The organism is Gemmatimonas groenlandica (assembly GCF_013004105.1).
GTDB lineage: Bacteria > Gemmatimonadota > Gemmatimonadetes > Gemmatimonadales > Gemmatimonadaceae > Gemmatimonas > Gemmatimonas groenlandica.
Genome location: NZ_CP053085.1, coordinates 2261040 through 2281772 on the forward strand (window position 1 = coordinate 2261040; position 20733 = coordinate 2281772).

Genomic DNA, 20733 nt, shown 5'->3' on the forward strand with positions numbered 1-20733 from the left:
TGCCCATGAAGCGTTCCTTCACCATCGCCCCGGTCCTGCTGGCGCTGGCGACTCCGCTCGCCGCTCTGTCAGCGCAGGCAGCGCCGAAGATTGCCCGACTCGTGATCACTCCGGCCAGCCGTACGGTAGTGGCAGGCGACACTATGCGCCTGCGCACCGAAGCGCGCGACGCGCAGGGCAACGTGCTCTCCGGCGTCACGGTGCGATACCGTTTGGGCGGCTCGGCTCGCTTTGAAGGGCGGGTGGATTCGCTCGGCCTGGTGACGGCCAGCTCGACGGCCGTTCTGCCGATCACGGTCACGGCGACCATGCCGGGCGCCGCACCCACGTTTGAAGTCATCGAGATCACGGCGGTGCCGGGGCCGGCGGCTCGCATCGAGTTGTCGCCGAGTTCGCCCAAGCTCGTGGTCGGCCAACGCGTACGGGCGACCGCACGGGCGTATTCGGCCAGCGGCGATGCGCGTGGCGATCGCGTGACGTGGAAGAGCGAGAATCCGGCTGTGGCGAGTGTGACGACCACCGGGCTGATCACCGCCGCCAGGGCCGGCACGACGGCGATCGTCGCCACGTCCGGTGCGGTCACGCAGCGACTGCCCGTGGTGGTGGCGGCGTCATCGTTGTCGTCGCTCACACTCACCCCGGGGCACGTGGAAGCGCGCGCGGGCGACGTGCTGCGCTTCGCGCTGAACGCCAAGGACGCGAACGGTAAGGCCGTCACCGGGCTCACGCCCACCTGGAGCTTTTCACCCGGACAGGGACAGATCGACGCCGATGGCGCGTTCGTGGGCTACGAGCCCGGCGACTACACGATCACCGCGTCGTTCGGCGCACGTAGCGTGGAGAGCACGATCACGCTGGCGCCGCGTGACGTACGCCGTCCGCTGTCGCTGGTGGGCCGCCTCCCGCGTACGCGATTCACCACGGAAGAAGTCTGGATCCATCCCGACGGCAAGCACGCCTATCTGGGCTCGGGCGGCGGCGGCGATGTGCTGTACGCGCTCGACATCAGCAACCCGGCCGATCCGAAGGTGACGGACTCGATCATCTCGAACACGCGACGCGTGAACGACGTGATGACGTTCCCCGACGGCAAGTTCCTGGTGTTCACGCGCGAAGGCGCGAGCGACCGCAAGAACGGCATCGTAATCGCCTCGCTCGATGATCCGGCGCATCCGAAGCCGATCGCCGAATTCACCGATGGCGTCACCGGCGGTGTGCACTCGGCGTTCGTGTACAAGCAGGACAAGTTCGGCACGTTCATCTTCCTCACGAACGACGGTACCGGCGCGCTGCACGTGATCGACGTGAACGATCCGTATCACCCGAAGGAAGTGGCACGCTGGAAAACGGAAGGGCGTCCCGACGCCGGCCGCTCGTTGCACGACATCGACCTGCGCGATGGCCTGTTGTACGCGAGCTACTGGAACGACGGCCTGATCGTGCTCGACGTGGGCAACGGCATCAAGGGCGGCTCGCCGTCGAATCCGGTGAAGGTGTCGCAGTTCAAGTACGACCTGAACGCGATGTACAAGCAGGTGGAAGTGGACGGCGGCCCGGGCTTCATTCGCGGTACGCACACCGCGTGGCGCCACAAGAACTACGTCTTCATTGCCGACGAAGTCTTCCCCGCCGCCGGGCCCAAGGGCACAAAGGACGCGGCTGCCGGTCGCGCCTACGGTCGCCTGCAGGTGGTCGACGTGTCCGACATCGCCAACCCGAAAGCGGTGGCGTTCTACGAGCCGGAGTACGGCGGCGTGCACAACGTGTGGGTGGCTGGTGACTCGCTCTACATGGGCGCGTACAACGCCGGCTTCCGCGTGTTCGACATCTCGGGGGAATTGCGCGGCGATTTGCGCGCGCAGGGACGCGAAATCGGCCATCTCAACACCGCCGACATGGACGGTCACGTGAAGAACGCGGCGATGACATGGGGCGTCGTCGTGAACCCGAAGGACGGACTCGCCTACGTGAACGACGACAACAACGGCTTGTGGATCATCCGCATCGAACCCAAGCCGGTGAAGAAGGTCATTCCGTGACGTCTCGCTCCATGCGCGTGGCGTTGCTGACGACGATGCTGTGCGCGAGCTCCACGCTGCGTGCACAGCCGCCGATGCGCGACTACCTCGTACTGGTCGCCAGCGAATCGGTGGACCGCGTGGCGCTGGTGCGTTTCGGTCCCGCCGGTGCACGCGTGGAGCGCGAGAAGTACGTGGGCTGGTCGAAGATGGAAGTAGCTGGTCCGCACGGCGTGGCGATCTCGCCAGACGCAAAGGAGTACTTCGTGACGATCGCCCACGGCACGCCGTTCGGAAAGTTGGTGAAGTATGACGCCGCGACCGACACGCAGTTGGGCAGCGTGATGCTGGGAAACTTTCCCGCGACAGCGCAGGTCTCGCCCGATGGTGCGCTCGTATTCGTCGTGAATTTCAATTTGCACGGCGACATGGAGACGAGCGATGTGTCGGTGGTCGCCGCGAAGGAGATGGTGGAGATCGCGCGCATCCGCACCTGCACGATGCCACACGGGTCGCGACTCTCGAGTGACGGTACCAAGCACTACTCGGCCTGCATGATGGATGAAACGCTGGCCGAGATCGATGCCAGCACGCTGTCGGTGAGCCGCCATTTCTTTCTCACGAAGGGGAAGGAGATGGGCATGGTGGGCGCGCCGGCTGAGCGCGGCGCGAGTGATCATGCGGCGCACGGCGGTGCGGCCACCGACATGTCGGGTCACGGCATGGAGCCACCGAAGCCAGGTGACATCTCCTGCTCTCCCACGTGGGCGCAACCATCGCGCAACGGCTCACGCGTCTGGGTCGCGTGCAACAAGTCGAGCGACTTGTTGGAGATCGACACGAAGTCGTGGACGCTGGTCCGTCGCATTCCCGCCGGACCTGGCGTGTACAACCTGGCCACCACGCACGATGGTGCGCGGATCATCGCGACCAATAAGCGCGACGCGTCGATGTCGGTGTTCGACGCGGTGTCGGCCAAGGAGCTCGCCCGTATTCCCACCACGCGCAAGGTCGTACACGGCATCGCCGTGTCCGACGACGACCGTTACGCGTTCATTTCCGTGGAGGGCGTGGGCTCGGAACCCGGCACGGTGGATGTGATCGACCTCGGCACACTCAAGAAGGTGGCGTCGGTGGACGTCGGACAGCAGGCGGGAGGCATCGACTTTCTGCGGTCGGAGCCGGTAAAGCGCTAGCGCGCGAGCACGGGCACCACGATGCGCACGACGTTGTGACCGGCGCTATGCAGGAATTCGACGCGTCCATGATGTGAAGTGGCCACCCAGCGCACGATCGAGAGGCCCAGCCCTCGGTCGTTCGCTGGCGCCATCGGACTACGCGTCGCCGCCTCGGTCAATGGCTGGCCGTCGTTGCGGACCTCGAGTATGGCCTCACCGGCGTGCGCCACCTCGCCTCGCGCCTCCTCGCCCCTCACCGCGCGACACGAGACGGTGATCGGCGCCGTCGGCACCCCGTGCCGGCAGGCGTTCTCGACCAGTTCGAGCAGTGCCTCCTGCAACAGCGCGGCGTTCCCCAGCACCGTGACCGGTTCCGCGTCGCCGATCGCGAGCGCGTGTCCCGTCACCGACGCTCTGGCCCGCATCAGATCCGTACACTCGAGCACGAGACTGTCGAGCTCTACGCGTTGTTCGAGACGCACCACCTCGCCGGCGCGCGCTTCAGCCAGGAGGAAGAGCTCATCGACGCGACGGCGCATCTGCTCGGCCGCTGTGCGCACGCGCGCCAGCGACGATCGAAGCCGTTCGGCGTCCGGCGCGGCCGCGGGCGTGCCCGCCACCGGGTCGAGTGCCAGCCCGGCTTCACCCAGCACGAGCGTGAGTGGCGTGCGAATCTGGTGTGCCGCCTCGCGCACGAACTGTCGATTGCGCTGCTGCGCCTCGTCGAGTCGGATCATCAGCGCATCGAACTCCGCGGCCAACGCCCCGAGCTCGTCGCCGCCATACTGCGGAAAGAGCCGACGAGAGAGATCGGTTGGTGCGATGGCCGCAATATCCTGCGATAGCTGCCGGACCGGAGCCATGGCGCGCCCGGCGAGCAGGTAGCCGACCAGCAGGCTCGCCAGAAGAATGAGCGGTACGCCAACGGCAATGACGACGAGGAGCAGCTCGGTGTCGGCCTCGATGCCTTCGGTCGAACCAAACGTGACGACGCGGACTCGATGCGAGGTCGTCGCGGCGTCGACTGTCACGACGATCGTCGTGTCGATCAAGCGGCCGCGGAGATCCGGACCGCCCCGATCAACATCGAAGCGCGTCGCGGGGCGGTCCCGCATTACGGCCAACACGCGTTGCCCGGCCCCGTCAGGGTCTCGGAGCGCCGCCAGCGTACCGCTGACGGCGAGCAGCAGAAAGGCGTCACCGTTGTCGGGCCACTCGGCCGCGACTTCGCCTGCCACGAACGCATACGACGAGTCGGGCGTTTCGGCGTACTCGCGCGCCACCGCGGCGATCAGTCCAGCGCCAATCCCGTCAAGATGCGTGTCAAAGCGTCGCGTCGACTCGCGCGCCATGAACGCAAGTCCGCCGGCGGCGAGCAGGCCCGTGCCGACGGCGAACGCCATCGCGAAGCCAAAGGCAAGCCGAAGCCGTAGCCGACTAATGGCCATCGTCACCGCCGATGCGATCGGTCAGGAGATAGCCGGTGCCGCGGACGGTGTGCAGGAGCGGGAGCAGTCCCTCACCATCGATCTTGCGCCTCAGTCGGCCCACCAGCACATCGACGGCGTTGGCCACGGGATCGAAGTTGTCATCCCACACGTGATCGAGAATCTGCGAACGGCTGACGACCCGTCTCGCATTGCGCAGCAGATACTCCAACAACGCGACCTCGCGCGGCGTGAGCACGATCGGCATTCCCGCCCGATTCGCCTGACGCGTGGCGCTGTCCAACGCGAGATCCGCCAATCGCAGCACGGGCTCGAGCGCGACAGCCGGGCGTCGCGCCAAGGCACGAAGCCGGGCCAGCAGCTCACTGACCGCGAACGGCTTGGCGAGATAGTCATCGGCGCCGGCGTCGAGTCCCCGCACGCGGTCGTTGACCGCGTTCCGCGCGGTCAGCACGAGCACCGGCGTGCGGTCACCGCGTGCCCGCACCGCACGACACACCGCGAAGCCATCCATGTCCGGCAGGCCGACATCCAGTACGACGAGGTCGTACGGGCCGCGCGCGAGCGCGGCGAGCGCCGCCTGACCATCCGACACACCGTCGGGCGCCCAAGCGGCCTCGCGAATGACCCGAAGCAGGAAGTCGCGAACCTCCGCATCGTCCTCGACCACCAGGACTCGCATACGGATCAAGCTAGCAGGCAGACCTGAAGCGGCTACGCGCCCGGCTTCTTCACCGCGGGCGGAACCTTGGCCTTTGCTGCCTTTGCCTTGTCCTCCTTCGCCTCCTTCGCCTCGTCGGCCGGTGTTTCATGCTCGACACCGACCACGGCACCCGTCAGCGCATCGACGAGCACCTCTTCGATGCCACTCTTGCCCGCGACCTTGATGTCGAACGAGTACACGAGCTTCCCGTCTTCCTTTTCGATTTCTGCGCTCTGCACTTTGCCACCCGGCACCTTCGTCAGTGCCGTTGCCGTGGCGGTGGCGGGCGTGACCTTGGCCAGCTTTAGCAGCCCCGCCTTCTCTTCCTTTACAGTCACAGCCTGGGCTGACGCGACAGTCGCCGTCAGTGTCAGCGCGACAAGACCGCACGCAATCCGGTTACGCATGGAGTAATTCCTCGATCAGAGAGTCGCCGTGGGAATGAGTCGGTAGCTCCGCCCGCGCACGGCCACGAGCAGAATGGGAACAGCGAAGAGCGTAATCGGCATGGATAACGCCAGACCTCCGATCACGGCAATCGCCAGCGGCTTCTGCATTTCGCCACCCGCGCCGATCCCGAGGGCGAGCGGCAGCAGCCCAAACAGCGTACACAACGTCGTCATAAGAATGGGACGCAGGCGAATGCGGGCCGCGTCGCGAATTCCCGTTTCAAGATCGACGCCATCAACGAGCATGCGATGCCGTGTGAAATCCAGCAAGATGATGCCGTTCTTTACAATCAGGCCGACCAGCAGGATCAGTCCCATGAAGCTCGACACGTTGAGCGAGACGCCGGTCGCCACGAGCAATCCGAACGCGCCTCCGAACGACAGCGGTGCGGCCAGCAACACCACCAGCGGCTCCACCAGCGAGCGGAACTGCAACACCATCACGCACGCCACGCAGACGGCGGCGAGCGCCAGCACGAGGAGGAGCGTGGAGAAGGCGGCCTGTTGACTCGCGTACCGTCCACCCAGTTCAACGCGAACTCCGGCCGGCGCGGGATTCTGCGCGAGAATGGCCTGTACGTCGGCCATCACGGCGCTCAAGGCGCGCCCCTCGACTCCGGCCGTGACTATCACCAGCTGTTGCTGATTCTCGCGCAAGTGTTCGCTGCGTACCTCGCCAGGCATGAAGCTGGCCAACCCGCCAAGTGGTGTGGAACGGCCGGCTCGAGGGGTCCACACCGGCAGCGTGGCGAGACGTGCAACACTGAAGCGGACCGAATCGGGCGCTCGCACCCGCACGCCGATGGCCCGATCATCGAGTCTGATTTCTCCCGCGTCGACTCCCAGCAGCGCGCCACCGACGCTCGTGCTGATGTCCTGGGCCGACAGCCCGACCCGCTGCGCGGCATCGCCATCGACGTGCATGGCCAGCTCGGCGCTCGATTCGGGAATCCCCGAATAGAAATCGGCCAGTCCAGCCACCTGTTCGACCTTCGGTCCGATCCGCACGGCATAGGCATCGAGCACGGCGAGTTCCGGGCCGAACAGCTTGATCTCCATTGGCGAGGACGCCCCAGACAGATCGTCGAGCACGTCCGACAGTATCTGGATGAACTCGACACGCACGCGCGGCACGGCACGTTCCACACGTTCCCGCACGTCGTCGATGATCTCACTGATCGGCCGGGTGCGTTGCGCATGAGGCAGCAGTCGCACCGCAATGTCTCCCGTGTTCTGTTCAGTCGCAAACAATCCAAGCTCGGCGCCCGTCCGCCGGGACGTGCCGCTCACCTCCGGCGTCTCAGCGAGGATACGCTCGATGATGTGCAGTTGCCGATCCGTTTCCGCCAGCGCCGTTCCCCCTGGTGTCACGTAGTCGATGATGAACGAGCCCTCGTCCATATCGGGAAGAAAGCCACTCCCCGCAGCGCGATAGGCCAGCACGCCGCCGGCGACGAGCAGCAACGCGACGACGAAGAGTGCCCCGGCACGATGGAGCACACCGCCCAGCAGGTCAGCGTAGCGCGTCGATAGTCGATCGAGCCAGGCACCGACGCGACCGGTCACCGTCTGCGTCTTCTCGACGACGGGCACGTCCTGCTCACGGAGGAACTGAGCACTCAACAACGGTATGATGCTCAGCGCGAGCACCAGAGACACCACGACGCTCGTCGTCAACGTGAGCGACAGCGCGGCGAAGAACTGGCCCGTGACGCCTTGCAGCAGGCCGAGTGGAAGAAACACGACGACGGTGGTGGCGGTGGACGACGTCACGGGCCAGATCAACTCGTCGACGGCCTCGCGAATCGCCATCGAACGGTCCGTTGTGAGCGCCAGATGCCGCACGATGTTCTCCGTGATCACCACGGCATCATCAATCACCAAACCGATGGCGATCGCCATGGCGCCGAGCGTCATCAGGTTGAAGGTCTGCCCGAACGCGGACATCAACAGCACGGTGATCGCCAGCGTGAGCGGAATGGCCATCGCGCTGATGGCGGTGATGCGCAGGTGCCGTAGGAACAGGAGGAGAATCACGATGGCGAGGAACGTGCCGATCAGCATCGCGTCGCGAACCGAGGACACCGCTTCACGGACGAGCGCCGCCTGATCATAGACCGGACTGAAGTGCACGCCCGGCGGCAGCGTCGTGGCGAGCGCCCGTACCACCGTGGCGACACTGTCGGCCACCCCCACCGTGTTACCGCCAACCTGTCGCGTGATATTCAACAACGCGGCCGGATGGCCATTCCCGGAGATGAGGCGCACGTGGTCCTCCGTGCCCAGCAGCACCCGCGCGAGATCGCGCACGCGCATGCCGCGGCGCAGGACGACGTTCTCGACGTCCTCCACGGAGTGCGCCTCCTGACTCGAGACCACGAGGTACTCTTTGTAGTCCCGCGACACCCGCCCCACCGCGTCCACCGCGATACCCGCCCGAATGTCAGCGGCTAGGTCGTTGTACGTCATACCGGCCGCGGCGAGACGCGCGGGGTCGGCCACGACTTCGATCTCCCGCATATCCGAACCCTGCACGTCGACGCGACCCACACCCGGCACGCGCGAGAGTACCGGCTTGAGCTGGTAGCGGGCGATGTCGAAGAGCGTGGCGGCGTCACCACCTTCCAGGTTGTACGACAGGATCGGGAAGAGTGCCGGCGTCAGGCGTTCGACCTCGACTTGCACCGCCGGCGGCAGCGACGAGCGGATCTGCTCGACGCGCGTGCGCACGAGCTGCAGCGCGCTTTCCATCGACGTGCCTTCAGCGAACGTGATGTTGACCTCGCTGGCGCCTCGAATCGACCGCGATGTCACCCGCTCGACGCCGGGCACGATGCTGACCGCTTCCTCGATGGGTCGTGTCACCGAGAACACGATCTGTCTCGCACCGAGCGAGGACCCTTGCGCGATGATCGTGACGCGCGGGAAGGTGAGTTCGGGATACACGGCGGACGGCAGCCGCATCGCGGACCACACGCCGGCCACGCTGAGCAAGGTTACGACGACATAGACGAAGAGACGCTGCGCGTGCAGCGCATCGAAGAGCGTGCGGCGTGACGACATCAGCAACGACTCACCGTTTCGCTCCGGCACTCACGACCGACGAGCCGTCGTCGAGACCATACGCACCAGCGGTCACGACCGTCTCGCCACGGCGCACGCCGTCGCGGATCCACACCCCTTGTGCGCTGCGGCCGCCGACCGACACGTCACGGGCGTGCGCAACGCCGGCCGAATCCACCACGAACACACGGTAGCCCTCCTCGTGCGGCACCAGGGCCTGCTCCGGAAGAACCACGGCGCCGTGGTGCGATTCGGCGACGATGGAGCCGAACACCGTTTCGCCCAAGCGCCGCTGTTCGGACGAGGGCTGAACGGCGACTCGTACGGCGACCGCACGACTGCTGCTGTCGACCAGCGCCGCGATGTCGGCCACTCGGCCGGTGCCGATCGATGCTGCGCCGGTCGCGGCATTCAAGCGGAGCGTCACTGGCTGTCCCACGCGCACGCGATGCGCCACATCGGGAGCGAGTTGCAGCACCACGTCGACATGATCGGGATCGGCGATATCCACCAGTGACTGCTGTTCGTTCACGTTCGCGCCTCGCACGGCGGCGACACGCGTCACGACGCCGGCGATCGGTGTTCGCAGCGTGGAGAGCTGTCGTGCCCGATCCGCCGCGAGGGCGTCCGCCCGCGCCGACGCCAGCTGGGCATTCGCCTGCTCCAGCTCACGTCGGGGCATGACACCCGCCGCCACCAGACGTTCAGCGCGTACCTGTGCCTGTTCGGCCGTCTCTCGGGCGGACTCGGTGCTCCGCCACGCGGCCTCAAAGAGCGCGGGTTCGAACTCGACGAGCGCCTGCCCTGGCGTCACGCGGTCGCCCACGGTCACCAGGATCCGTACCACGCGGGTGGGCGCCGGTGCCGACAACGACGCCTCGCCCCCCATCCGCGCCGTGACCACACCGACGGCGTCAACTATCTCGGTGAAGGTGGCCGTGTCGACGCGCGTCGTGGTGGCGGTCACGGCCGACGCACGTGGTGCCGCATCGGCTTCGGACGTGGCCTCGGAGTCATCTCCACCGGATCGGCAGCCGATGAAGATGGCGAGCAACACGACGGCGCCGAGCGTCACGCGCGCGTGTGGGACGCGCCGCGGCGCGTGTCCAGGATCTCTCGTCGGATCAGGGTGCAGGCGTGGCATCACGGCGTAGTGGAAAGGCGAAACGAGAGGAGTTGCTGCACGCGCTCAGCGATCTGCACCGCCGCCAGATCCTCGAGCCATTGCGCGCGCGCCTCGCGCGCCACGCGCTGCGCCTCGATGACGCTCACGAGCGTCGTGGCGCCTTCGCGATACGCCAGGAGCGAGAGGGCACCGACGCGTTCAGCGGACGCGAGGAGGCGGAGCGATTGCTCGGCGCGCCTGCGTGCCGCCAGCGCCTCCGTCTGCGCGAGGCGCACGTCAAATTGTTGTTCGAGCTGGGCCTGACGCAGTTGCGTCCGACCGCGCACGAGATCGGCGTCCGCGCGGGCAATCGCCGCCCGATTGCGATTGAACAGCGGCAGCGGCAGACTCACACCGACGAGCGGGAGCGGCCCGCCCGGTCCACCCGGATTGACCGCTTCGACACCCAGGGTGAGTGACGGCGCCCCCGCGGACCGGCGACGTTCGAGTCTCGCCAACGCCTCCGCCGCGCGCACATCGAGATCGGCCGCAGCAACGGTCAGCGGAACGCCCGTGGTCACGTCGGGCGGCGCCACCGGCGTTGGTGCCGTAAACCCCATCGTGTCCGCGAGTACGAACTGCACCGAGTCTGTCGACACGCCCATGATGCGCTGGAGACGCAGCAGCGCCGTGGCCGTGCTGGTGAATGCCACGCTCGCGGCGTTGGCGAGCTGACCAGCGGAGAGCGTCGCGATCTCGACATCGAGATCGCTCGCGTCGCCGGCGTCGCGCCGAACGCGGGCGAGGACCAGCAGGCTATCCGCATCGCGCGCGGTGGCGGCGAGCAAGTCGGCCTGCGCCGCGAGCGCCTGTGCCCGTGTGTAGGCGGTATCCGTATCGAAGGCCAACAGCACATCGGCGAGCGTGAGACGCACCGTCGCGGCTCCGAGTTGCGCGCGAGCGGCGGCGATGCGTGGCGCGCGCAGTCCAGGCCAGTCGATCGGGACATCGAGGGTGACATGCGCCTGCGGCGCCGCACTACTGTACGACGTCGTCAACGCCGGATTCTCGTACTGTCGCGCGGCGGAGAGTTGCGCCGTGGCCGACGCGACATCGGATCGCGCCAGCGTGTGACGCGTGGAACTCGAGAGCGCGAGCGCGACGGCCTCGGCCCGCGAGATCGCCCGCGAGGTCGCCGGCGTGTTCCGCCGTGTGATCACAGGTGCCTGTGCCCCTGCCGTCGCGCCGGGGGCCATCGCACAGACCAGTGCCACGATCGACGACACGCCGCAGCGCACGACAGGCGACACACGCCTCATCTACTTGCGGTCCAACACGAGAATCGCGAAGGAGCCAGGAATGACCGGTGCGCGCGGCCGCGGCTGCTGGGCGGTGGGTGCCGGCGTTGGGCCGTACTGCACGGTCGCCAGATAGGCACGGTGCGTCTTTGGATCGATCGTCATCGTGCGTGATCCCACCCGGGTAGTCGCGTTACCAAGCGACGTATAGCGGTCGGCACCGTCCTGCTTGATGACCGTCATCGTGCCGTCACCGCCGTTCGACGCAAACAGGAGCCCTTCGGTCTCATCGTACGACACCGCGTCGACGCCAGGTCCGATCGGCACTGTCGTGACGACCTTGCCCGTCGTTGGATTGCTGACCATCAGGACGCGGTTCCCGCACACGGAGAAGAGGCGGTCGCGGGTGCGATCGTAGGCGAGGCCAGTGGGCGCGTCGCACCCGGTGAGCGTGAACGTCGCGGTCAGTTTGATGCTGCGGGTGTCGATAATCTGAATCTGGCCAGGGTCCGTCTCGATGTTGACGAACAGGCGCCCCTTCCCATCGGTCTGTGCGAACTCCGGCTTCCCCGCCAGCGCGACCGTCCCCAGTACCGCTCCGGTCACAGCATCGAGTGCCGTGGCGTTCGCACTGCGTCCGTTGAAGGTGAAGAGGCGACGGGTTGCCGCATCGAAGTGGATCGCGTCGGGGTTCGCCCCCGTCACCTTCACGCGCCCGAGCACCGCAAGCGTCTTCAGATCAAAGATCGTCACCGAGCTGTCACGCCCATTACTCGTAAATCCGCGACCAAGCGCGGGAGCGATCGCAATACCATGAATGCCCGGCGTGTCAGGCATCTCTCCGACCACGGTGTCGCGATCGATATCGATTACCACCATTTTGCTCGCGTGCGACACATAGAGCCGACGGGCCGCAGCGTCGATGCTGATATAGTCCCACCCTCCTTCGGCACCGACGGGGATCGTCTTGACGATGTGATAGCCGGCAGCCGCCGCGGCCTGTGCGTGGGCGGAGAGTGCCGGGAGCATGACCAATCCGCCGGCGGCGATCGTGGTGAGCCACCGGGGGAGTGCTCGCCGTTGAGAAGCGGAGGTACGTTGCATCGGAGTCCGTGCCGGGATGGGGGAAATCTTACGATCTCAAGGCTATGCCCCGTGCATGTCAGAATCGTGACAGCCGGTGCCGCTATTCCCGAAACGCACGTTGGACTCGATCTTCTCTCGCATGCCTCTCCGGGACAGCATCCTCGAACGCGATCACCTCGGCGCGTTCTGCAAGCACACCCACGTGTATCGCCCCGGCGCTGGCAGCGGGCCGCTGCGCGGCCTCACGTTCGGCCTCAAGGACATCTTCGACGTGTCGGGGCATCGTACGGGGTTCGGCAGCCCGGACTGGTTCGCGTCCCACGGCGAGGCGTCCACCACGGCGACGGTGGCGAGAACGCTCCTCGACGCCGGTGCCACGCTCGCGGGAAAGACACACACCGAAGAGATGGCCTTCAGTCTCACCGGGGAGAACGCGCACTACGGAACGCCGTTGAATCCGGCGGCGCCGCAACGGGTGCCAGGCGGGTCGTCCAGCGGCTCGGCGGCGGCCGTGGCGGGCCGCTTGGTCGACTTTGCCATCGGCAGTGATACGGGTGGCTCCGTGAGGGCACCGGCGAGCTTTTGTGGCATCTACGGCATCCGGCCCACGCACGGGCGCATCTCGCTCGACGGCGCCTGCGCGCTGGCCCCGATCTTCGACACGGTTGGATGGTTCGCCCGCGACGCGGCGCTAGTCGCGCAGGTCGGCGAGGTACTACTCGGCGGGGCTCCCGCGACAGCTGGCCGTGTGTTGCTGGCGCAGGACGCCTTTGCGCTGGCACTTCCGGGCGCGGCCGACGCGCTGGCACCGGCCGTTGCCCGTGTGACCGCGCTGCTGGGCGACGCGGAACCGGTAACGGTGAGCGCGGAAGGACTTCCCGCGTGGTTCGACGTGTTTCGCGTGCTGCAATACGACGACATCTGGCGCACGCATCGCGCATGGATCACTCGAGTGCGTCCGAAGTTCGGCCCGCAGGTGGGGCCACGCTTCGAAGCCGTCGCGCAGGTTCAGCCGGAGGAGGTCGCGGTGATGCGTGATCGACGCGCCGAGATCATGGCGCGATTGGATGAGCTGCTCGCGGGCAATGCGGTGTTGCTGCTCCCCACCGTGCCCGATATCGCTCCGCTGCTGAAGCGGCCGCCGGCGGAAACAGTCGCGTTCCGCGAGCGCGCGTTGGCCCTGCTTTGCATCGCTGGCCTGGGCGGGCTACCACAAGTGAACCTGCCGTTCGGCACGCTGAACAAGTGCCCCATCGGCCTATCGATGATCGCCGCGCGCGGGAACGATGAGATGCTGCTGGATATCGCGGCGCGATTTGGGGCGGTTCAGCACATCGACGTGCGAACCGCGGAGACCTAGGGAAAGATCACGCCGAGGCGCAGAGAGCGCAGGGGGCGCAGAGAACTACGCTCAACCCCTCTGCGTGCTCTGCGCACTCTGCATCCCTGCGTGATCATTTCTTGACAAGTTCAATCCGCCACGTCGCCAGCTGATTCACCGCCTGCCCGCCCACCATAGGCGGTGTGAATCGCAGCGAAGCCAGTATTGCTGCGACCGCATCACGTGCGCGGGCCGTGCCAGGCGCGCCGTCGGCATAGAGCAGCTTGAGCGAGCTCGTGTCCGCGCGTCCATTCGACTCAACGATGAACATCGCCACCACGATCTCCGGCCGATCGGCGCGCGCATCAGACGTCTCGTTGCGCCCGAGCGCGCGCATCGACCGTACACCTTTCGGCAGTTTCACACCGGTAGCCAGCGCCGCCGCCCGTTCCACTTGGAACTCGAAGTACGGTTGCTGACCACGTTCCCAGCTGCGCGGGATGCGCGTCGTGATCGGCAGCGTGGCCCAGTCCGCCTGACACGGCGCGCGTGAGAGCGTTACTGCCACCTGCAGCGGAGCCGCGTTGGCTACGATGACGTCGGTGAGATACGTGGCTGTACCCGCCATGGCGTTCGGCAGCGCACGGGTAGACAGTCGAGTGCGCCACCCCTGGAGCCCCGTGAAGATCGTGAGATCGACGGAGTCGCCGCTCGCACTCCAGTAGCTTCGTGCCTCCCACATCGCGCGCTCGCGGTCGTTGAGCAGCGGCAACACGACGCGACCGCTGTCCCGCAGCACGATCGACGTGAACGGCGCGTCCCGCGGAACGGACAGTGCCCCGCCCGTCGGGCCAAGCGGTCGCGACGCCTTCCAGCATCCGGTGACCGTCGACACACGTGTACCGGATTGTGCCCGCACCGGTGCAATCGCGCTGACGAGCATGGCCCAAATGGCCAAGAGCGGCACGGCACCTGCTCTGCACTGTACGGAGCACCTCATTCGAACATTTCCGGGAGTTGACATGAGCGAACAGAACGAACAGCAGAAGCGAATCGACGAACTATATGACCTGGTCGAAGGCATCGAAACCGCGATGTTCGTCACGCAGCGCGACGACGGGCAGCTGGTCTCGCGACCGATGGCCACGCAGAAGCGGAACCCGGTGGCCGACCTCTGGTTCGTGACCGATATCGAATCGAACAAGATCGACGAGCTCGACGAGCACCCGCTGATCAACCTCAGCTATTTCAGCACGAAGTCTTACGAATGGGTCTCGGTATCGGGATCCGCCACCATCTCCACCGACCGCGCCAAGATTCGCGAGCTCTACCAGCCCGACTGGAAAATGTGGTTCGGCGAGCTCGACGACGTGCGCAACGGTGGGCCCGATGATCCGCGACTGGCGCTCATTCTGGTGAACGCAGAGAGCGTGATCTACATGAAGCGGGAGAAGTCGAAGCCCGAGATTCTCTTCGAACTCATCAAGGGGAGAATCACCGGTGAACGCCCTGAGCTTGGCAGCGTGAAGTCGGTTTCGCTCTAGCCTGAAAACACCAGAGCCCCATCGCCGTGTGGCGATGGGGCTCTGTGCGATCGGTAGGTATGCGCCCCTACTGCCGAATGCCCGCCGCCGCCGTCGGCACGGTGTAGCTCCACGGCTGACGCACGAGCGGCTTCTTTCGCGGATACACCTCGTCGAGCGTGTTGCCATCGAATAAGCGACCGTTGACCATCACCATCGACACGCTGTTGCTGTTGCGGATGTTCACCAGCGGATCACGATCGAGCACGATCAGATCGGCAAACTTGCCGGCCTCGAGCGAGCCGATCTCGCTGCCGAGTCCGATCGCCTCGGCGCCCACGATCGTGGCCGCGCGGAGCGCATCGTGCGTGGAAAGTCCGCCCGACTGAATGAGCCACAGCTCCCAGTGCATGCCCAGTCCCTGCAACTGGCCGTGGCTGCCGACACCTATGCGACCGCCCGCGGCCACCGTCTTCGCGATGTCCTCGGCGTGCTGCCACATCGCGTACTCCTCCTTCACGGCGAAGCCGGCCGGCCCGGGGGCGTTGCCGGCACCACGACGACGCACCTTGCCGTCGAAATCGACCGGATGCGTGAACCGACGAAGCTTGACGTCGTTGATCAGATCTTCCGTCTGGTAAAACCAGCCTTCACCGAACGGACCGCCGTACTCGACGATCAGCGTCGGCGAGTTGGTCACCTGCGTCGCCTTGTACCACTCGAAGATGTCTTCGAACTTCGGCGTGATCGGCAGCGTGTGTTCGATGCCCGGATAGCCGTCGATACCGTGCGTCAGGTTGAGCTTCTGATCGAGGCCGCCTTCGGTGGTCGGCATGATGCCGAGCTCCTTCGCCGCCATGATCAACCATTGCCGCTGCTGACGATTACCGCTCATGTACATCTTGAGCGTCTTCGTATCGTAGTACTTGGCGTAGCGCGTCATGATGTCCTTCGCATGTGCGTAGTCACGCACCGGCTCCGCGGAAAACACGCCGGGTCCCGTTGTATAAATGCGAGGACCGATCATCTCGCCAGACTCCACGCGATCGGTATACGCCAGGAAGTCGGTGCTCGAGGTTTGCGGATCGCGCGTCGTCGTCGTGCCGTACGCCAGCGTGGCGAGATACTGCCAGGTTTGCGTATTGTGGATCTGCGGCGTGAGCCACTGGGGGTGGTAGTGCGTATCCACCATACCCGGCATGATCGTCTTGCCGCTCACGTCGAAGATCTGTGCGCCGGCGGGGATTGTCACACTGCCGCGCGCGCCGACGGCCACGATGCGACTGTCACGCACCACGATGTCCGCGTTCTCGATGATCTCCTGGCCTTTCATCGTGATCGCCTTCGCCCCGCGGAATACCGCCACGCCGCGCGGCAGGTCCCGCGGTGCCATCACCGTGATCTTCATCTCCGCCGGCGTGTAGGCGGGCAGCGGCTTCTTCTTCGTGGTGTCGGTTTTCGCGATCGAGTCGGCGCGCATGATGCTGTCCTTCACCGACTTCGTGGTGTCGGCCCGCAGGCGCGCCTTCACGCGAGCATCGGCCTTGGCCGAATCTTCGGCCACCTTGGCGCGATCGAGGTCGTACGACCACACCGAATTGCCGAGGGCCCAGTGCACCACGCGTCCGGTGCTGTTCCACGTTGGGAACTCGCCTCCGATCGTGTTCAGCTTCTTCACCGGCACTGAGGCTGCGGCCGGCATCGACACGTTGACCGTGGGCGCCACAGCGCCCGCCTGTGCCACCGTGATGGTGTAGAGATCCATGCCTACCATCGCCAACGCTTGATCACCACTCGGCGCCATCAGCACCAACGACGCTGGCGGCGGCTGCGGCGGCGTGGGCTCGGCCGGATCGAGATGCGTCTCCGTTCCCAACGGTCGTGCCGCGCGACCACCGATGTAGTGCCGCGATTCCTTCTCGACGAGTGCGGCGTCGAGGCCCGGCTCCCCACCAGCCCCCGGAGGCAACGGACCCGTCACCTTCAGATGCGTCTTGATATCAGTGCCGTCCCACCGAAACGACTGCAGACCAGCGCGACCGTACGCGAAGATGCGCGTCGCGTCCTTCGTGAAGTGCGGCGTGCCCAATCCGCCGCTCGGCATGATCACCGAGAGCGTGCCGCCGGTGACTGGCAGCCACACAATGTCGGCGGCCGCGGGACCGAAGAATGCCGCACCCGCTTCCTGCATCTCGCGCGCCGCCGCCCGCATGGCCACGATGCGATCGCCCGCCGGCGACCACGCGAGATCGGTGTACAAGCCTGCCGACGCGGTGAGCGTCTGCGTGGTCCAGCCCTTCTTCGCGTCGAAGTTCGCACGCACGATCTGCCCGCCGGCCGCGTCGTCCCACGTGACCCATGCCAGCGACTTGCCATCGGGCGACCACACGGGGCCGAACTCACCGGTGCCGCCCTTGCTGACGCGCGTGGGGGTTCCACCAGGCAGCGCCATCACGTGGACCTTCCCCAAGGACGAAAACGCCAACTGCTTGCCATCGGGCGACGGCTGAATGTCACGCACTTGACGCGACGTAAACGTGGCCGCCGTATCGATCTTCCACGCGAACTTCACTTCGGGACCCATCTCGAGCTTCACTTCCGCTTCAAACGGAATCTTGACCGGTGCCGACTTGTCGACGGGCACCCGCCAGATCTCGCCGCCGTACGACACGACCACCGACTTCGAATCGGGCATGAAGCTGAAGCCCGGATACGCATCCATCGGCGCGCGCGATTCGGTATCGTCGCGCTGCACGGGAAACGCCAGCCATTCTTCCTGCTGCGTGTCGAGATTGCGAATGCGCAGCCCCGTCTTCGTTTCGAAGCGAGTAGCGTACACGAGATACTTGCCGTCAGGCGACAGCGTAGGCCGGAAGCCCGAGCCGAAGCGCGTCGTCGTTTGCGACACACGGCCCGTTTCCTTGTCCCACACATACAACTGGAACTGCGCGCCGATGCTGTTGTACTGCCAATCGCCGGTGCGCGCCGCAAACCACATGTAGCGCGGGTCCTTGCCGAAGGCGGCACCAAGCAGCTTCTGCGTAGCCGGTAGCGTAGGCTCGGTCGTGAGCGGCAGACCATTGCCGCCATTCACGTTGTACATCCACAACTTTGCCGCGCCGCCCAGTCCGCTGCTGCGCGAGCTCACCACGTACGCACCATCCGGTGTCCACTCCGGCGATACGTACATGTTGTTGTTGCCCTTCGTGACCTGCGTCGTGTCCTTGCCGTCGAGCGACTGGATCCACACGTTCTCGCCGCCGGAGCGGTCGGAAATGAACACGATTCTCTTGCCGTCGGGTGAGAATCGCGGCTGCGCGTCGAAGCCCATGCCGCTCGTCAGGCGTGTGGCTTTGCCGCCAGCGATCGGCATCGCGTACAGGTCGCCCAACAGATCGAACACGATCTGCGAGCCGTCCGGCGACACGTCGAGCGACAACCAGCTGCCCTTGGTGGTCGTGAAGGTGTGCGTTCGTGCCGTCTTGAGCGGCAGCGTCTCGGCGCCCGACGCCGGCGCCTCCTGAGAGTGCAACAACTCGCCCGGCAGCGCGCTCGACGCAACCAGCGCCAATGCCGCGAGCGGGACGAAACGTGAGGTACGGCGGTGCGGCAGGCGATGCGTCACGCGAGCGTCTCCGACGAGAGGAAAAAGGGGGATCGTGAAAGATACGCTACCGTCCGGCCCGCCGGACCGTCTCGTGTCAGGCATTCCCCTATGAAGAACGACACAGGAGGGACCGTTACCTCTACCTAACGCCCCATTCGTCCCTACCTGAGGTGCCTCCCGATGCGACTCGCTCGATCCACCATTACGCCAACCGGCCGCGAACGCGTGTTCGGTGAAGACGAGATCATCGTCAGCAAAACTGATGTCACCGGCAAGATCACGTATGCCAACCACGTGTTTCTGCGGGTGTCGGGGTACGCCGAGGAGGACTGCATTGGCGCGCCACACAGCATGATCCGCCATCCGGACATGCCACGCGCCATCTTCAAGTTTGCGTGGGATCGCCTGCTCGGCGGGCACGAGATCTTCGCCTACGTGAACAATCTGGCCTGCAACGGCGATAACTACTGGGTCCTGGCGCACATGACGCCGTCGCGCGGCTCTGATGGATCGATCATCGGCTTTCACTCGAGCCGCCGCGTGCCAGACCGCGACAAGATCGCGAAGGTCTTGCCGCTCTATGACGTGCTCCTCGCCGAAGAGCGCCGACAGCTGGACCGACCCGCAGGACTGGCCGCCTCTGCCGCCAAGTTGGACAACGCGCTGCGAGATCAGAGCAAGACTTACGACGAGTGGATCTGGAGCCTGTAATCATGACTACCGCATACACACCGGACGTCGCCACCGACGTCGAAGCGCTCCAAGCTGAACTGGCGATCTACCGTTCAGGCATCAAGGCCATCACCCTCGTGGCCCAACAGGCCGCCACAGGCAACCTCGAGCCACGCGCCATGGGCATCGACCCGGCGGGTCCGCTCGGCGAGCTCGCCCAGTCCGTCAATCACCTGCTCGATCTCTCGGATGCGTTTGTGCGTGAGAGCACCGCATCGTTGCAGCATGCCTCCGAAGGCAAGTTCTACCGTCGCGTGCTCTCACGCGGACTGCTCGGCACGTATCGTGACGCGGCTGTCGTGATCAACACGGCCAACGATCAGATGGCGCGCACTGCCGGACAGCTGAAGGATGCCGAGGTGGCGCGCCTGCTGCTGGCCGACACGTTCGAAGTCGCCATCAAGGGCGTCGTGAATGATCTCGCCACCGCTGCAACCGGCGCACGTTCCACTGCTCAAGGTCTCTCATACGCCGCCGACAGCGCGTCGCAACACAGCACGTCGGTGGCGGCGGCCGCCGAACAAGCGAGTCGCGGCATCGACTCGGTGGCCGCAGCCGCCGAAGAGATCACGGTGACCGTTACGGAGATCGAACGCCAGGCGCTCGAAACGCAGAAGATCTCGAAGACCGCCGTGGTCGCCTCGGAATCGACGACCGACAAAGTTCGCACCCTTGCCGAGGCGTCGGCCCAGATCACCCGGGTCGTCAAGTTGATTAACGACATCTCGAGTCAGACGCGGTTGCTGGCGCTCAATGCGGCCATCGAAGCGGCGCGCGCTGGCGAATTGGGGCGCGGATTTGCGGTAGTTGCCGGAGAGGTCAAGAATCTTGCTGGCCGCGCCGGCGAAGCGACGGGCGAGATCGAAGCGCAGGTGTTCACGATCCAATCGGCCATCGACGACGTCGTACAGTCGATCGAAGGCATCGGCACGACGGTGCGGCGCGTCAACGATCTGTCGTCGGCGGTGTGTGGCGCGGTCGTGGAACAGCGGCAGGCGAACGACTCGGTCAGCCGGAACATTCAGGAAGCCGCGCTCGGCACGCGTGACGTGGCGCAGAGCATCACCACGGTATCAACGGCCATCCGCGAAACGAGCGATGCGGCGGGTCAGATGCTCGGCGCCGCCGACGACCTCGCGCTCATGGCTGATCGCATGCGAGCTGAAGTCGACAAGTTCCTGAACGTGATTCGCACCGGCTGA

Annotated in this window: 15 protein-coding genes; 6 read left to right on the forward strand and 9 right to left on the reverse strand. The window is 65.8% G+C overall.

The genetic code is table 11. The features are described 5' to 3' along the window. Positions 1-5: 5 nt before the first annotated feature. Both HKW67_RS09565 and HKW67_RS09570 read left to right on the forward strand, forming a co-directional pair. The gene (locus tag HKW67_RS09565; RefSeq protein ID WP_171225172.1) at positions 6-2039 is read left to right on the forward strand and encodes an Ig-like domain-containing protein; all 2034 of its coding nucleotides are present in this window, start codon (positions 6-8) and stop codon (positions 2037-2039) included. Further along, positions 2036-3214: a YncE family protein gene (locus tag HKW67_RS09570; protein WP_171225173.1), complete on the forward strand. Its 1179-nt coding sequence runs from the start codon at positions 2036-2038 to the stop codon at positions 3212-3214. The genes HKW67_RS09565 and HKW67_RS09570 overlap by 4 nt, the downstream gene beginning before the upstream one ends. Here HKW67_RS09570 and HKW67_RS09575 read toward each other — a convergent pair. The 7 genes from HKW67_RS09575 to HKW67_RS09605 all read right to left on the reverse strand — a co-directional run bounded on the left by HKW67_RS09575 (position 3211) and on the right by HKW67_RS09605 (position 12366). Beyond that, positions 3211-4644, reverse strand: a complete 1434-nt coding sequence (locus HKW67_RS09575; protein WP_171225174.1) for a histidine kinase dimerization/phospho-acceptor domain-containing protein — start codon at positions 4642-4644, stop codon at positions 3211-3213. The two genes, HKW67_RS09570 and HKW67_RS09575, sit on opposite strands and share 4 nt — an antisense overlap. Further along, positions 4634-5326 (reverse strand): response regulator transcription factor, encoded by a 693-nt coding sequence (locus HKW67_RS09580; RefSeq protein WP_230981160.1) that lies wholly within the window; start codon positions 5324-5326, stop codon positions 4634-4636. The genes HKW67_RS09575 and HKW67_RS09580 overlap by 11 nt, the downstream gene beginning before the upstream one ends. A 32-nt stretch (positions 5327-5358) precedes the next feature. Next, positions 5359-5685, reverse strand: coding sequence for a PepSY domain-containing protein (locus tag HKW67_RS09585; RefSeq protein WP_206044664.1), 327 nt, complete (start codon positions 5683-5685; stop codon positions 5359-5361). An 84-nt stretch (positions 5686-5769) separates the two neighbouring features. Then, positions 5770-8859 (reverse strand): efflux RND transporter permease subunit, encoded by a 3090-nt coding sequence (locus tag HKW67_RS09590; protein WP_171225176.1) that lies wholly within the window; start codon positions 8857-8859, stop codon positions 5770-5772. Between the two features lie 10 nt (positions 8860-8869). Next, positions 8870-9934, reverse strand: a complete 1065-nt coding sequence (locus HKW67_RS09595; protein WP_171225177.1) for an efflux RND transporter periplasmic adaptor subunit — start codon at positions 9932-9934, stop codon at positions 8870-8872. Between the two features lie 68 nt (positions 9935-10002). Beyond that, positions 10003-11274, reverse strand: coding sequence for a TolC family protein (locus tag HKW67_RS09600; RefSeq protein ID WP_171225178.1), 1272 nt, complete (start codon positions 11272-11274; stop codon positions 10003-10005). Between the two features lie 9 nt (positions 11275-11283). Beyond that, positions 11284-12366, reverse strand: coding sequence for a beta-propeller fold lactonase family protein (locus HKW67_RS09605; RefSeq protein ID WP_171225179.1), 1083 nt, complete (start codon positions 12364-12366; stop codon positions 11284-11286). Positions 12367-12487: 121 nt separating this feature from the next. Between HKW67_RS09605 and HKW67_RS09610 the strand changes: the two genes are divergently transcribed. Continuing rightward, on the forward strand, positions 12488-13708 hold the full coding sequence (locus tag HKW67_RS09610) for an amidase (RefSeq protein ID WP_171225180.1): 1221 nt from the start codon (positions 12488-12490) through the stop codon (positions 13706-13708). Positions 13709-13802: 94 nt separating this feature from the next. Here HKW67_RS09610 and HKW67_RS09615 read toward each other — a convergent pair whose 3' ends face one another. Beyond that, the gene (locus HKW67_RS09615) at positions 13803-14612 is read right to left on the reverse strand and encodes a hypothetical protein (protein WP_206044665.1); all 810 of its coding nucleotides are present in this window, start codon (positions 14610-14612) and stop codon (positions 13803-13805) included. Between the two features lie 79 nt (positions 14613-14691). Between HKW67_RS09615 and HKW67_RS09620 the strand changes: the two genes are divergently transcribed. After that, the gene (locus HKW67_RS09620; RefSeq protein ID WP_171225182.1) at positions 14692-15213 is read left to right on the forward strand and encodes a pyridoxamine 5'-phosphate oxidase family protein; all 522 of its coding nucleotides are present in this window, start codon (positions 14692-14694) and stop codon (positions 15211-15213) included. 67 nt (positions 15214-15280) lie between these two features. Here HKW67_RS09620 and HKW67_RS09625 read toward each other — a convergent pair whose 3' ends face one another. Then, the gene (locus HKW67_RS09625; RefSeq protein WP_171225183.1) at positions 15281-18817 is read right to left on the reverse strand and encodes an amidohydrolase family protein; all 3537 of its coding nucleotides are present in this window, start codon (positions 18815-18817) and stop codon (positions 15281-15283) included. 162 nt (positions 18818-18979) lie between these two features. Between HKW67_RS09625 and HKW67_RS09630 the strand changes: the two genes are divergently transcribed. Together HKW67_RS09630 and HKW67_RS09635 are read left to right on the forward strand one after the other, a co-directional pair. Next, positions 18980-19510 (forward strand): PAS domain-containing protein, encoded by a 531-nt coding sequence (locus HKW67_RS09630; RefSeq protein WP_171225184.1) that lies wholly within the window; start codon positions 18980-18982, stop codon positions 19508-19510. Between the two features lie 2 nt (positions 19511-19512). After that, positions 19513-20733, forward strand: a complete 1221-nt coding sequence (locus HKW67_RS09635) for a methyl-accepting chemotaxis protein (protein ID WP_171225185.1) — start codon at positions 19513-19515, stop codon at positions 20731-20733.

Coding starts and splice junctions, on each gene's coding strand:
- HKW67_RS09610 (WP_171225180.1), top strand. CDS start 12,488: ATGCCTCTCCGGGACAGCATCCTCGAACGCGATCACCTCGGCGCGTTC.
- HKW67_RS09615 (WP_206044665.1), bottom strand. CDS start 14,612: ATGCTCGTCAGCGCGATTGCACCGGTGCGGGCACAATCCGGTACACGT.
- HKW67_RS09635 (WP_171225185.1), top strand. CDS start 19,513: ATGACTACCGCATACACACCGGACGTCGCCACCGACGTCGAAGCGCTC.
- HKW67_RS09590 (WP_171225176.1), bottom strand. CDS start 8,859: ATGTCGTCACGCCGCACGCTCTTCGATGCGCTGCACGCGCAGCGTCTC.
- HKW67_RS09565 (WP_171225172.1), top strand. CDS start 6: ATGAAGCGTTCCTTCACCATCGCCCCGGTCCTGCTGGCGCTGGCGACT.
- HKW67_RS09605 (WP_171225179.1), bottom strand. CDS start 12,366: ATGCAACGTACCTCCGCTTCTCAACGGCGAGCACTCCCCCGGTGGCTC.
- HKW67_RS09630 (WP_171225184.1), top strand. CDS start 18,980: ATGCGACTCGCTCGATCCACCATTACGCCAACCGGCCGCGAACGCGTG.
- HKW67_RS09620 (WP_171225182.1), top strand. CDS start 14,692: ATGAGCGAACAGAACGAACAGCAGAAGCGAATCGACGAACTATATGAC.
- HKW67_RS09580 (WP_230981160.1), bottom strand. CDS start 5,326: ATGCGAGTCCTGGTGGTCGAGGACGATGCGGAGGTTCGCGACTTCCTG.
- HKW67_RS09575 (WP_171225174.1), bottom strand. CDS start 4,644: ATGGCCATTAGTCGGCTACGGCTTCGGCTTGCCTTTGGCTTCGCGATG.